Below are 12,878 nucleotides of genomic sequence, written 5' to 3'. Positions count from 1 at the left end.
GATTATTAACTGATGGTTAAAAAAGAGAGTATCAAACAAGCGTTCACTGCCAGGCTGATCGCCGCGTGTGAAAGTGCGGGCATCACCGGTCATGGCCGAAATAAGCAGGTCGCCTGTGCGCTGCAACAGCAGGGTTGTCAGATTTCCGCACCCGGCGTGTGGAAATGGTTTAACGCGCAGTCCGTGCCCGATAACGGCAATCTTCTGGCGCTCAGCCAGTTACTGGGTGTCAGAGTAGAATGGTTGCAATATGGCATGGAGCAGACCCCGGAACCGTATTTACTGCAGGATATGCCGTGCCAAAAAAGCACGTTTCGCGTTAACAGTTTTGACCTGGGGCAAACGTCAGCAATGGGGGTTCCCGTCGGGGATGACTTCGTTGAAACGATTAAGGCTATCGAATACGGGCAGGAGGAAGCCCGCATCTTGTTCAGCGGCCGCCCGGCCGATCATATTCGGTTAATCGCAATGAACAGCGATGCCATGTCAGACACATTTGCCCCACGGGATCAGCTGTTTGTGGACATTAGCGTGCAGACATTCGACGGAGATGGCATCTACATCTTTACGCTGGACGACAGACTTTACCTCAAACGCCTGCAACTGCAGCATAAAAGAATTGCTGTTATCTCAGATAATAAACGTTACGAAACCTGGTATCTGGACCGGAATGATGCGGGCAGTTTAACCGTTCTGGCAAAGGTGATCATGAGCCAGGCCAGGCAGTATCATATTCTGGGTTAGGCAATTCAGTCAGACTGATGATCCTTAAGTGAAAAAAATAATCGGTCTAAATTCAAAAAGTTAACTTATGGTAAAAAATAAATTAACCAGTGGTGTTTGATAAAGCATAAGAACCTGTTAATAATTTGAGCAGGGACGAAGAAAGTTGTTACCTCCAGGATGAAACGCTCTTAAACAATTGAGGCGCTGCACAAGCGCGAATCAACCCCCCAACGCTAATGAGCTTTGGGATGGGGTGGATGCGTACCGTGCAGTGTCATCAGATGCCGCCCGAACCCTTTGCTTACCCTTCCACCTGACTGATTATTCAGCCGGGAGGAGTGCCTGTGAACAGCATTCCGCGACGTTCAGGCGTGTTCAACGGAGCGAAAATGCTTGCCTGCCACCCTATCGCCAAAGACTCATTCACAGGAGGAGTTATGGCGATAATCCAGTATGGCAAAAGCGTTTTTACAGGCAATGCACGAACTCGCCGTCATCAGCGGCGTCAACCTCTTAACCGTCTCAAACACAGTATTGACGAAGCACTTAACTGTCCACCCGAAACCCGCACGCTTCGCCGCGCAGAGCAAATCTGTCAGCGGCAAGTGATATCGGCTGTTGATCGCGCGATTGCCGCACCGCGCCTGAGAAGCCAGGAGATATCAGGATTTGATAATTGCTGCCTGCCACATGTTCATCTCTATGCGGTCCGTTGAACGAATTTTTCGTCACTGATTTTACGCCTGTCGCAGACATCTCCATCCTTTCTGACCTTTTGTAAATGCTTCAATGCTGCTGCATGTTCACCCGACATCGCCGCTGCGTTTATCCCTGCACTAATCAGTTTGTTTTATGTTTTGTCAGTCCGGTCGGTTATGTCTGCATCGTCTATGAGGAGTTTTTATGAGCCAGATTATTGCAATTCTGAATTTTGAAGAGGGTTACGCAGAAATGCCGTATCTCGATACGCTGGGGTTTCCTACCGTTGCAGGCGGCATCCGTATTGGCCCGAAAGGCGCATCGCTAAGTAACTATGTCATGCGGGTTCCCCGGCGGGTCGGGGATGTCTGGAAGCAATGCATTCTGGAAAACAAGATCACAGATATGCAAAGCCGTGCGCCCATTAAGCTGGCGCTGGAGAAATGTAATGAGGCGCGTACCGATGTTCTGATGAGTATGGCCTATCAGCTTGGCGTAGATGGCATTTTGCAGTTTAAAAACATGCTCAACGCGATTGCTCAGGAAAACTTTGTTGAGGCCGGTGAGGCCATGCTCAACAGCCTGTGGGCGCGGCAGACACCGGGCCGTGTCCGGCGTCATGCCGAAGTGATGCGCAGCGGAAACTATGACGTCTACCGGGGGTTACTATGAGATGGTTACTTTTCATTATCGCGGTGTTAAGCGTCATTATTATTTTGCTGTTAATGCAGCGCTTCACCACGCTTCAGTTTGTTTCTCACGCCAAATTGTTGTTTAAAACCTGGTCTGTATGGCTTGCCTCGCTGGGATCGATGCTCAGTGCCTGGGTTCAGTCGTTTCCGTCTTCTGCGCTCAATGCCTGGCAAACGCTACCGGAGGACGTAAAAAGCATTCTTCCCCACAACTATCTGGGTCTTATCGGTGCCTTCATGGTGGCGATGGGCGTGATTGCGCAGTTTGTTCGCCAGAAAACCCTGCTCAATGAAAAACGGCAAAGTAAGGAGATGGAGTCATGACGTTTTTTTCTCTGTTAACCAACGGCGGCTGGCACTGGTTGGCTGCGTTGGGTGCGCTGATGGCGGCTTTGGGAGCCAGTTACTTTGGTGGCAAAAAAATTGGCAAGGTGCAACAGCAGGCGCAGTCAGAAGCCGAGGGGGCCAGGCAAGAGGCAGACCGCCTGACGAAGATTACTCATCAACAGCAACACAATAGTGAGGAGGCGAAGCGTGTGGCGACTGATAACCTCAATCTTGATGATGCTGCTGCTCGCGACAAGTTGCAGCAGTCCAAATATAACCAGCCCTGAACCCATCATCTCTAACGATTCAGCCTGCATTCTCTTTTCCCCTATTTACACCCATGGCGATGACGCGCAGAAGGCAGACATTCGCACTGTGCGCGCCATCAATGCCCATAACGATCTCTGGGATGCGCTCTGTGGGCACCCCTCATCGTCAAAATAGTTAACTAATTGATTTATAAACCCTTATCCTGAGGAGGATATCATGATTGAAGTCAACTCATTTGCTGAGCTGCGTACTACCATGCCGTCAAAAGCAGGTGAAATTGCCGTGTTAAAACGCTACTACGACAAAGACTCCAGTTTCCGGGGCGGCGGTGATTTTGTGGGATTCACCGGCACCACCACGTTAAAAGACGATGGCGGTACAGTCGCCGTTGGCAATAACTTTTACTGGAAGCGTTCGATTAACGATCCACGTGAAGTTAACATCCTGCATTTTGGCGCGAAAGGCGATGGCGTAACCGATGACACCGATGCGTTTAAACGTATTCTTGGCTGGTCACAAACTTACAGCCAAAATATGAAAGGTTTACCGGTCCGTTTTCCCGGCGGACGTTTCCTGATCATGCCAATGGACCTGAGTGATACAGAAATGCCGTTCTTTGGTCTGGCCGGCGATGACCTGGCGCTGGGTTCTCTGCCTGGCACAACCCTTATCTCCGACAAAAGCGCCAATACGCTGTTTAAGGTTAAAGCCCGCAGGACGACGATCCGCGGTATCACCTGGGACGGGCAAGCCAGCGCGGATATTGTTGCCAATAAAGCCACCATCACCCCTGAGATGTGCAGCAACACTCAGCCTTTCTTTGAAAATATCTGTGTGGAAGGGCAAATCGTCAATATTAGCTGTTTTCGCGGCCAGCGCAGTGGCGGCACGATTTTTAAACTGCAGGACACGCTCGACAGTAAGTTTGAGCAAATCTACACCAATACCACCTACTCACGGGTGTTTGATATTGGCTGGTCAAATTCGCCCAATGGCGTGTGGGATCACTCCACGGCGGTTGAATTGTGCAACGCGAATTTCCAGACAGGCTATGGCGATGCCACGCTTTATATGCCGCGCATGACACAGGCGATTATGCGCAACGTGTGGATTGAACATACGCGTAATCCCGGCGATCTGTCTGATGGCGGCTGGACAATTGATACGCTCAACGTCGAAGACTGTAGTGCACCTTTAATCCTCAATAATGCGCGCGTGGTAATGCGCCATATTAACCTGCAGGCGGGCGCAAAGCTCAGCCAGGATCTGGTCACGGGCAAATGGCTTTCTACTTTCGAGTATGGCTATCGCCGCGACGAGAACTACGGCACGTTTATGAGTGGATCGCTACGGGCAGGGTACTTCAGTGGCTATAAAGTCGTGAATAATACTGCGACGGATAACTGGTATCGCCTGGGCCAGGTGTTTTTCCCTTCCCCCAATCAGCAATGGGTTATTGAGTTGATTGGCAAAGCGGATAACACCACGCCTTCGGGGACTGCTACGTCACCCGTTAACATGCCGGGTACAGGGAAAACGTGGATCAACCTACAACGGCTGGATACCGTCTGGGCGGATGCCTGCCACATGGGTCAACCTGCTGTTATGGATATTCGCTACAACCGGGTGGGCACCACCTATGCTGGCGTGTGGGTCAAGCTGCGCGCTAACAGCGGTGAGACCATGTTTAACCTGAAAACCACCGGGCCGACGCGCTTTGACACCGGATCCTGCTCACTTTTCCAGAGTGATATGTCTCAGGTTGATGACGTCACAAAAGTCGGGACGCTAAAACCCGCTGCGCGCTTTGGTCTTCACAATGGTGTAGCGGGGCTGGGTGCCAATGAAAAAGGGGTGGTAACCCTGGCGACCGCAGAAGGCTCGCCGACAAATAAAACAACGCCGACCGGATTTGTGCTGATGAATATAAACGGCGTCGATCGCAAGGTAGCGTATTACGATTAGCATGCATACACATTCGCGAGGCTTCGGCCTCGCGACATTTATTTACATGCTGGCAGATGTTGAAGTGTTATTGCGATGATCTGACGCGCTGTTCGGACAGATCGCTTCCTTTTTATAAACCTTTACTAAACAACCTGCCGTTATTCGCCATGAGTGATAACGCAAAGCGCACTGCATGACAAAAATTTTTACGTTTCAATACTAAAAATTAAAGTCCCAATAACTCTTCGCAAGAAACACTCCATTCTTGCAACACAAGGAACACGTTGTATGGTGGCTGCCATTATCATTGGTATTTTTATTATTAGCGTTATCTATGCGCACTCACGCGGTGTAGAAAAGCAAAAGTTTTCACGTCAGTTATTTGATCACTCGACCTTTATGGCGCCCATCAATATGTTTATGACGGGCTTCTCCAGGTTGCCGGCAAAACAGCCTTATTTCCCAACGGATGATTTTCCTGAACTTCGTCAGCTTACCGATAACTGGGAGGTTATCCGTGAGGAGGCGATACGGCTTCAGGATCACATCAAAGCGGCACAAAGCCATAATGATGCAGGTTTTAACACCTTCTTTAAACGTGGCTGGAAACGTTTTTACCTTAAGTGGTATAGCGATGTGCACCCTTCAGCACAGCAGCTGTGTCCTGTGACCACGGCACTGGTGAGTCAGATCCCGTCCATCAAAGCAGCCATGTTTGCAGAACTGCCTGCAGGCAGTCATTTAGGTAAACACCGCGATCCCTACGCGGGATCGGTGCGTTATCACCTTGGCCTGGTGACGCCCAATGACGACCGTTGTTTCATCGAAGTGGATCGCCAGCGCCATAGCTGGCGCGATGGTCAGGCGGTGATTTTTGACGAAACGTATGTGCACTGGGCGCAGAATGAAAGCGAGCAAACGCGCATTATTCTGTTCTGCGATATTGAGCGGCCGATGAAATGGCGCTGGGCACAGGCGGTTAATCACTGGGTTGGCAATACATTAATGTCGGCAGCCGCCTCGCCCAATGATGAGAATGACAAAACGGGATTCATTAACCGGATTTTTAAATACGTTAATGCTGTTCGCGATGCCGGACAGAAGCTGAAAAAGCGTAACCGGACCCTTTATTACTGGGTAAAACATAGCTTAATTGCCCTGATCTTTTTGGCGATCATTGTCCCGGGTATGATGTAGCAAAATAACAAGGCGGTCAGGCGCAGACTGACCGCCTCATTGGCTGGCGAATATAACCGACAGCCCTTACTTTAGTTTGAACTCACTGGCATCAATCGCATAGTGTTTCATTTTTCGCCATAAGGTGGTGCGTCCAATATTCAGCATCGCCGACATAGCCTGTACCTTGCCGTGCGTCATTCGGGCTGCCTGAAGAATCGCTTCTTTTTCAATGGCGCGAAAAGACAAATCATCCGGCAACAACGCCGTGCCGGCAGTATTATCAGCCTGTTCAGAAAACAGTGATTCAGGCAGGTTGCTTAGCCGGATATGGCCATTTTCACTGCGGATCGCAATATTCTCGATTACGCTGTTGAGCTCAAAGTCATTGCCTGGCCATCCATACTGCATTAACTGCGTGATAACCTCGTCATCCACTTTAAAACGTGATGAAAACCGCTTTTCCAGCCTGCGCAACCGGTTGTTAATGAGACAGGGAATGCTGTGACGGCGCGCCCGCAGAGGCGGTATGGCAATTTCAAAGGAATGTAAGGCGTAATAAAGCTGACGGCTAAAACGATTCTGTCCCACAAGATGGGCCAGATTAGTGGTCGTCGTGGCAATCACTTTGATATCAACAGGAATAAGCCGCCGGGCATCCAGCCGGGTCAGTACGCCCTGTTTAATGACCTGAAGCAGCACAGACTGCTGAGCGGGAGTCAGATATTCAATCTTTTCCAGAAACAACGTGCCGCCGCTGGCCAGCGCCAGTCGGCTTAACCGGCCATCTTCATCCTCGCCAGGCGCACTGCCTGTAAAATCCTCTCCCAGGGAATTGTCGGCATAAAGTTGACAGTTAACCGCAATGTAGGGACCACTCGCCCGGTCGCTTTCATTATGAATCGCCTGGCTGAGTAGCTCTTTCCCCACGCCTTCTTCCCCACACAGTAAGACCGGAAAGCGGCCTTTTGCGGCCTGACGGCCGAAACAAACCAAACGTCGTGTTTCCGCATCTTCTTCAGGCATTTGTTCAAACGTATGGCTGACTTTGCCTAACTGACTGGTCATCAGCTGGCGCATCTGCTCAACCGGATGAAGCAGCAAAATAAAACTGTTGCCCTGGGGTTCAACAATCGGTTTCAACGTAATGACGGCATCCACAAACTGGTGCTGGCTTTCAAACGTGACTTCTACATGCTTCAGCGCCTGAACCTGGGTGATGGCCCGACGCAACAGGGCAGGCAGGATCACCAAATCCGCCAGCATTTTTCCCTGACTGGTCAGCGCATTCAGATGCAACATCCGTGCGGCCCGGGCGTTGAGAAACTGCAACACGCCTTGCTCGTTCCAGGCCATCACGCCGTCATCCATGCTTTCCAGCAGGCCATTGAGTTGATTCAGATGGCGGTTGGACTCGGTAAGCAAAGTGTCCGTCAGTAACGAGTTGCCCACTTCACGGGCAATGGCTAACGTCAGAGAAAGATCTGACGATGCCTGCGTCTTGTCCTGGCAGGCCAGAGAAATGGAGCCAAATAAGCGACCATGATTATCAAATATTGGGGTTGAGCAGAAAAACCAGGGATGAAGGGCCCGTTTGAAGTGCTGTTCGCCGTGGGTCTTAATGGGCTGACCTTCAAGCGCCGCCAGCGATAAGGCACAGGTACCGATAATGCTTTCCGCACAATAGCTGCCATCCCGCATGCCTAATGCGTCAAGCTGCATCAGCGTTTCAGGCGCGCCGCAGCGGGTCAGAATACAGGCTGATTCGTCCAGAATGAGCAGCGCACAGGCACGGTTTTCCATGTATTCCCATGCATCCTCCAGCGTCGCCTGACCGAGGGTTATCAACGCGGCTTTACGTCGACATATGGATTCATAGGTCAGGCCCTGCGCCTGGTGTGGCGTCTGCCAGTTATCGCGTTGCATATATTTACTGCAGCGCTGCCATGACTGCGTAATCACCACTGAACCGTCATTATTGCTATGGGGAGGTAAACCCGTCATCACGTTTTCCGCCAGAAAACCATAGAAAATCCCTCTGACAGATCCGGTCAGAGGGACGCCAGGTGCCCGTGATACCCGGGCCAGCGGTTACCGGCAGTCGGCTAACGTGACAGCCACTGCTGCCCCAGCAGATCCGCAGTCACAATGGCTGCGTACACGCTGTCCGGTGTAACCGGGAACGGCATATTGTGGATGGTTTCGCCTTCCACGCAGGCCGCATGGGCAACCGCGCTTATTTTCTCTTCAATGCCGTGTTTCACTCCCATCTGTGCCAGCGTGACAGGCAGGCCCACTTTCTGGCAGAAGTTCAGCACGGTTTCGATCTCATCTGTCGGGCTGTTTTGCAGTACCAACTGCGCGAGCGTACCAAACGCCACTTTTTCGCCATGATAAAGATGATGGCACTCTTCCAGCACGGTAAATGCGTTGTGAATCGCATGAGCGGCAGCCAGACCGCTGCTCTCAAAACCAATACCACTCAGATAGGTGTTGGCTTCCACAATACGTTCCAGGGCTTCCGTGACGACGCCCGCCTGGGCGGCACAGCGCGCTTTTTCGCCCTCAGCCAGAAGCGTCTCGTAGCACAGACGCGCCAGGCTTAACGCGGCCGCGGTCGATTTCCCTCCCGCCATGCTGGTTGCGCCCGAGTCATAACAGGCTTTTGCTTCAAACCAGGTCGACAGGGCATCACCCATACCGGCGACCAGTAAGCGAACCGGGGCTTTGGCAATGATTGTAGTATCCATGACCACCATGTCAGGGTTTTTGGGATAGATCAGGTACTCAGCAAACTCACCGGATTCGGTATAAATGACCGACAGCGCGCTGGTGGGCGCATCCGTCGACGCGATGGTCGGGATCACCACCACCGGCAGTTTCAGATACCAGGCGACGGCTTTAGCGGTGTCCAGCGTTTTCCCCCCACCCAGTCCGATCACGCCCCGGCAGCCATGCTGTTCGACAAGGGCCATCAGGCGTTCTATTTCCGTCCGGCAACACTCCCCGTTAAAGCGTTCGGCATGGCAGGTCACACTGTGGCTGGCAAGGCCGGACAGGACCTGATCGCCCGCCAGTTTCATCACAACGTCATCGGCAATCACAAAAAAATGATTTGCCAGGTTTTTGGCATATTCCCCAAAGGACAACAAGGCATCGGGGCCCTGAATATATTTCGCTGGAGACTGAATAATTTTTGGCATTCCTTTCACCCTCAAGTAAGAACATGTTCGCAAGATGAACGCGCGCATCTTTCTGGCTCAGTTGGCGATGTGAGCCGGATGATGACCGGCGTACGCGATTCACTTTACGATCAACGGTGAGGGGAAATATTTTTGACGCCAACGTTCTTATATGGAACGCCATACGGCCAGTTATGTTCCATCCTGAAACAATAAACGCGCTCGAAAAGCCATGTTGCGATCGCGATCGCCTCTTAGCGGTTAAGAGACTACCGGGAACCCATGTGAGAGGAAGGACGCGACTGCGCGCCAGCCTGAGGGGATAAAACGCTTATCGCTCAGACAGATTGATCACATGCAACGTTCCCGATTTCTTGCTTTGCCTCTCATTTTTTGCCGTAAGTGCGATAAAACGTTTCATAACGAAACATAATAACGCAGCAAAACGTTCCCTTATGGAACGCTGAAGAGGGGCATTTTTTTTCCTGTCGACTCCGTAAGAATCACTCCACCGACGCGCTGCTTTTCGCCGTCTCGCTCTCCTGATAATGCTGTCCCTTTTGCTGAGGCAAGAGCGGCGGCAAACCGATGCTAACGGAGCATACCCATGAAAAAGCTGATTAATCGTGTGGAAGATGTATTGAGTGAACAACTTGCAGGCTTCGCTCGTGCCCATCCTGAACTGACGCTGCATCAGGATCCAGTTTGTATGACGCGCGCCGATGCGCCTGTCGCCGGAAAGGTTGCCTTACTGTCGGGCGGCGGAAGCGGCCATGAACCGATGCACTGCGGATTTATTGGTCCGGGCATGCTTTCGGGTGCCTGCCCGGGTGAGATTTTCACCTCGCCAACGCCGGATAAAATGTATGAATGCGCCATGAAAATTGACGGTGGTGAAGGCGTACTGATGATAATCAAAAATTACACCGGTGATATTCTCAACTTCGAAACCGCCACCGAGCTGCTGCACGAAAGCGGTGTAAAAGTCACCACAGTGGTGGTTGACGATGACGTGGCCGTAAAAGACAGTCTCTACACGACAGGACGACGTGGTGTGGCGAATACGGTACTGATTGAAAAACTGCTTGGAGCCGCAGCGGAGCGGGGCGATTCACTGGAAGCCTGTGCGGCGCTGGGACGTAAACTCAATAACCTGGGCCACTCGATCGGTATTGCGTTAGGCGCTTGTACGGTACCCGCCGCCGGCAAACGCTCGTTCGAACTTCAGGACAACGAAATGGAGTTCGGTGTAGGGATTCATGGCGAACCCGGCATCGACCGCCGTACTTTTACCTCGCTGGATAAGACGGTCGATGAGATGTTCGACACGCTGCTGGAGAATGGCAACTACAGCCGTACCCTACGTCACTGGGATCAAAACAGCGGAAGCTGGCAAGAGGTTAAACACAGTAAGCAGGCATTAACCCGCGGCGATCGTGTGATTGCGCTGGTTAATAATCTGGGCGCTACGCCACTGTCAGAACTGTATGGTGTTTATAACCGCCTGGCTCAGCGTTGCGACGAAAGCGGCATCACTATCGCGCGAAATCTGGTGGGCAGCTACTGCACATCGCTGGATATGGTGGGCTTTTCCATCACGCTGTTAAGCGTGGATGATGAGGCCCTTTCACTGTGGGATGCCCCGGTACACACACCTGCCCTGAACTGGGGCTGTTAAGGAGTTCGACATGTCACTTACCCGCGCCCAAATTGTGAACTGGCTTTACCGCTGTGGTGAAGTTTTTACCCGTGAAAGTGATTTTCTCACCGGCCTGGATCGCGAAATTGGCGACGCCGATCACGGCTTAAATATGCACCGGGGTTTCAGTAAGGTGGTCGAGAAGCTGCCCGCGATTGCCGATAAGGATATTGGCTTTATCCTCAAAAATACCGGCATGACGCTGCTTTCCAATGTGGGCGGTGCCAGCGGGCCGTTGTTTGGCACTTTCTTTATCCGGGCGGCGCAGGTCACACAGGCACATCAGAGCCTGACGCTGGAAGAGCTGTATCAAATGATACGCGAAGGGGCCGAAGGCGTGGTGAATCGAGGAAAAGCGGAACCCGGCGATAAAACGATGTGTGATGTCTGGCTTGCGGTGGTGGCGTCACTGCGGCACGCCAGTGAGCAAAATATGTCGGTCATCGCCGCGCTGGATGCCGCCTGCGAGCAGGCAGAAACGGCCGCTCACGCCACCATTACAATGCAGGCCCGCAAAGGCCGCGCCAGTTACCTGGGAGAGCGCAGTATTGGTCATCAGGATCCGGGGGCAACATCGGTGATGTTTATGATGCAGATGCTGGCTGCCGCCGCCAAAGCTTAAGGAGAAGCACATGGTAAATCTGGTGATCGTGTCACACAGTGCGTTGCTGGGTAACGGCGTGGAGATGCTGGCGCGACAAATGTTAACCGGCGATCGCTGCAAGCTGGCGGTCGCTGCCGGCATTGACGATCCTGATCATCCGATTGGCACGGATCCCGTGAAAGTGATGGCGGCGATCGAATCGGTGGCAGATGCGGATCATGTTCTGGTCATGATGGACATGGGAAGTGCGCTGTTAAGTGCAGAAACGGCGCTTGAGCTGCTTGATCCTGCCATTGCGGCCAAAGTGCGTTTGTGTGCCGCACCGCTGGTGGAAGGTACGCTGGCGGCAACCGTCAGTGCGGCGGCGGGTGCCGATATCGAAAAGGTGATGACGGTGGCCATGAAGGCGCTGGAGGCGAAGCAGGCACAACTGGGTATTGCATCTGATAGTGCCGTGGCCAGCGTCGCCACCGTTAACCCACACGAGGACGCACAATCGGTCACGGTGACCGTAAAAAATCACCATGGCCTGCACGTCCGTCCTGCTTCACGGCTTGTGACCACGCTGGCTGGTTTTGATGCGGAGTTGGTACTGAAAAAAGATAACCAGTGTGTCACGCCAGACAGTCTCAACCAGATTGCTCTGCTGCAGGTGCGCTGTAACGATCAGATTACCTTGTCGGCACGTGGCCCCGAAGCGGGCGCTGCGCTGGAAGCGTTCACCTCTCTGGCGGCGGAAAATTTTGGCGAGCAACCTGAAACGATGTCGCTCAGGACAACGGTACCGGACACGGGACAGGTGCAGGGTAAAGCGGTGTTTTATCCCTTGCCGCTGGCGCAGCCTGACCGGCGTCCATGTGCCGATGAGCAGCAGGAATGCCGACGGCTGAAGCAGGCAATCGCTGACACTCTCTGTGATCTGGATGCGCTGCATAAACGGGCAGAAGCGAATTATGGCGAGGCGGTAGCCGCTATTTTCGCCGGGCATCACACGTTGCTGGATGATGCAGATATGTTTAATGAAGCCTGCGAGAAGATTCGCGCGGCACGGTGCTGTGCCGAATCCGCCTGGTATGAGGTGCTCATGGCGCTAAGTCAGCAATACCGGCAACTGGATGATGCTTACCTGCAGGCGAGATTTATCGATATTCAAGACATCCTGCACCGCACCCTGTGTCACCTTAGCGGTCGTGAGATTACGCTTCCAACACCGGATGTCCCCGCGATTCTGATTGCCGATGACATCTTTCCCTCTGCGGTCGCCAGTCTGGATGTGAAGCAGATAAAAGGCATTTGCCTGCGGGAGGGCAGTGCGCTCTCTCACGCTGCCATTATTGCCCGCGAAGCCGGTGTTGCTTTTCTCTGTCAGCAGGGTGATATGCTGGATATCATTCAGCCAGAGGACAGGCTGATGATAGATGTCGCCGGGCAACAGATCAGAAGTCTTTAGCGCTTTTCATTCGCCCCTGATGAGGTCTTCGGGGGCTTTATTTCGCGCTAAAATAACCCAACTTTCCAGAGCATCCTGTTTTCTCACGCCTTTCCCTTTTCAAACG

General features: G+C 52.5%; 12 protein-coding genes. 10 read left to right on the top strand and 2 right to left on the bottom strand.

Features of this window, described 5'->3' with window-relative positions; translation table 11 throughout:
• Nucleotides 1–12 precede the first annotated feature (12 nt).
• The 7 genes from GC090_RS16045 (at nt 13) to lpxO (ending at nt 5,858) form a co-directional block, all read left to right on the top strand.
• The gene (locus GC090_RS16045; RefSeq protein ID WP_039338546.1) at nt 13–744 is read left to right on the top strand and encodes a S24 family peptidase; all 732 of its coding nucleotides are present in this window, start codon (nt 13–15) and stop codon (nt 742–744) included.
• Nucleotides 745–1,163: 419 nt separating this feature from the next.
• Nucleotides 1,164–1,442: a transcriptional antitermination N peptide gene (locus GC090_RS16040; RefSeq protein ID WP_072193621.1), complete on the top strand. Its 279-nt coding sequence runs from the start codon at nt 1,164–1,166 to the stop codon at nt 1,440–1,442.
• Nucleotides 1,443–1,629: 187 nt separating this feature from the next.
• Entirely contained in the window at nt 1,630–2,097 is a 468-nt protein-coding gene (locus GC090_RS16035) for a lysozyme family protein (RefSeq protein ID WP_033738569.1), read from the top strand.
• The gene (locus tag GC090_RS16030; protein WP_006118062.1) at nt 2,094–2,441 is read left to right on the top strand and encodes a DUF7940 domain-containing protein; all 348 of its coding nucleotides are present in this window, start codon (nt 2,094–2,096) and stop codon (nt 2,439–2,441) included. The genes GC090_RS16035 and GC090_RS16030 overlap by 4 nt, the downstream gene beginning before the upstream one ends.
• Nucleotides 2,438–2,731, top strand: a complete 294-nt coding sequence (locus GC090_RS16025) for a hypothetical protein (RefSeq protein WP_033738571.1) — start codon at nt 2,438–2,440, stop codon at nt 2,729–2,731. The genes GC090_RS16030 and GC090_RS16025 overlap by 4 nt, the downstream gene beginning before the upstream one ends.
• 199 nt (nt 2,732–2,930) lie before the next feature.
• The gene (locus GC090_RS16020) at nt 2,931–4,679 is read left to right on the top strand and encodes a putative phage tail protein (protein WP_324020378.1); all 1,749 of its coding nucleotides are present in this window, start codon (nt 2,931–2,933) and stop codon (nt 4,677–4,679) included.
• A gap of 270 nt (nt 4,680–4,949) precedes the next feature.
• Nucleotides 4,950–5,858: a lipid A hydroxylase LpxO gene (gene lpxO, locus GC090_RS16015; RefSeq protein ID WP_033738574.1), complete on the top strand. Its 909-nt coding sequence runs from the start codon at nt 4,950–4,952 to the stop codon at nt 5,856–5,858.
• 66 nt (nt 5,859–5,924) lie between these two features.
• Here lpxO and dhaR read toward each other — a convergent pair whose 3' ends face one another.
• Together dhaR and GC090_RS16005 are read right to left on the bottom strand one after the other, a co-directional pair.
• Entirely contained in the window at nt 5,925–7,841 is a 1,917-nt protein-coding gene (dhaR, locus tag GC090_RS16010) for a dihydroxyacetone kinase operon transcriptional regulator DhaR (RefSeq protein ID WP_324020375.1), read from the bottom strand.
• Nucleotides 7,842–7,942: 101 nt separating this feature from the next.
• A complete protein-coding gene (locus GC090_RS16005; RefSeq protein ID WP_033738579.1) occupies nt 7,943–9,040 on the bottom strand; it encodes a glycerol dehydrogenase in 1,098 nt (365 codons plus the stop codon).
• 586 nt (nt 9,041–9,626) lie between these two features.
• Between GC090_RS16005 and dhaK the strand changes: the two genes are divergently transcribed.
• Genes dhaK through dhaM form a run of 3 tightly spaced genes read left to right on the top strand, consistent with a single transcriptional unit; the run spans nt 9,627 to nt 12,772 of the window.
• Nucleotides 9,627–10,697, top strand: coding sequence for a dihydroxyacetone kinase subunit DhaK (dhaK, locus tag GC090_RS16000; RefSeq protein WP_033738582.1), 1,071 nt, complete (start codon nt 9,627–9,629; stop codon nt 10,695–10,697).
• 10 nt (nt 10,698–10,707) lie between these two features.
• Nucleotides 10,708–11,340 carry a dihydroxyacetone kinase subunit DhaL gene (gene dhaL / locus GC090_RS15995; RefSeq protein WP_006118067.1) on the top strand — a complete coding sequence of 211 codons (633 nt, stop codon included), beginning with the start codon at nt 10,708–10,710 and terminating at the stop codon, nt 11,338–11,340.
• A gap of 10 nt (nt 11,341–11,350) precedes the next feature.
• Nucleotides 11,351–12,772, top strand: coding sequence for a dihydroxyacetone kinase phosphoryl donor subunit DhaM (gene dhaM, locus GC090_RS15990; RefSeq protein ID WP_324020373.1), 1,422 nt, complete (start codon nt 11,351–11,353; stop codon nt 12,770–12,772).
• Nucleotides 12,773–12,878: the final 106 nt, after the last annotated feature.

Source organism: Pantoea sp. JZ29, assembly GCF_035190385.1.
Classification (GTDB): Bacteria; Pseudomonadota; Gammaproteobacteria; order Enterobacterales; family Enterobacteriaceae; genus Pantoea; species Pantoea stewartii.
The sequence above is the reverse complement of the archived record's forward strand: the minus strand, read 5'-3'. Positions and strand labels throughout refer to the sequence as shown.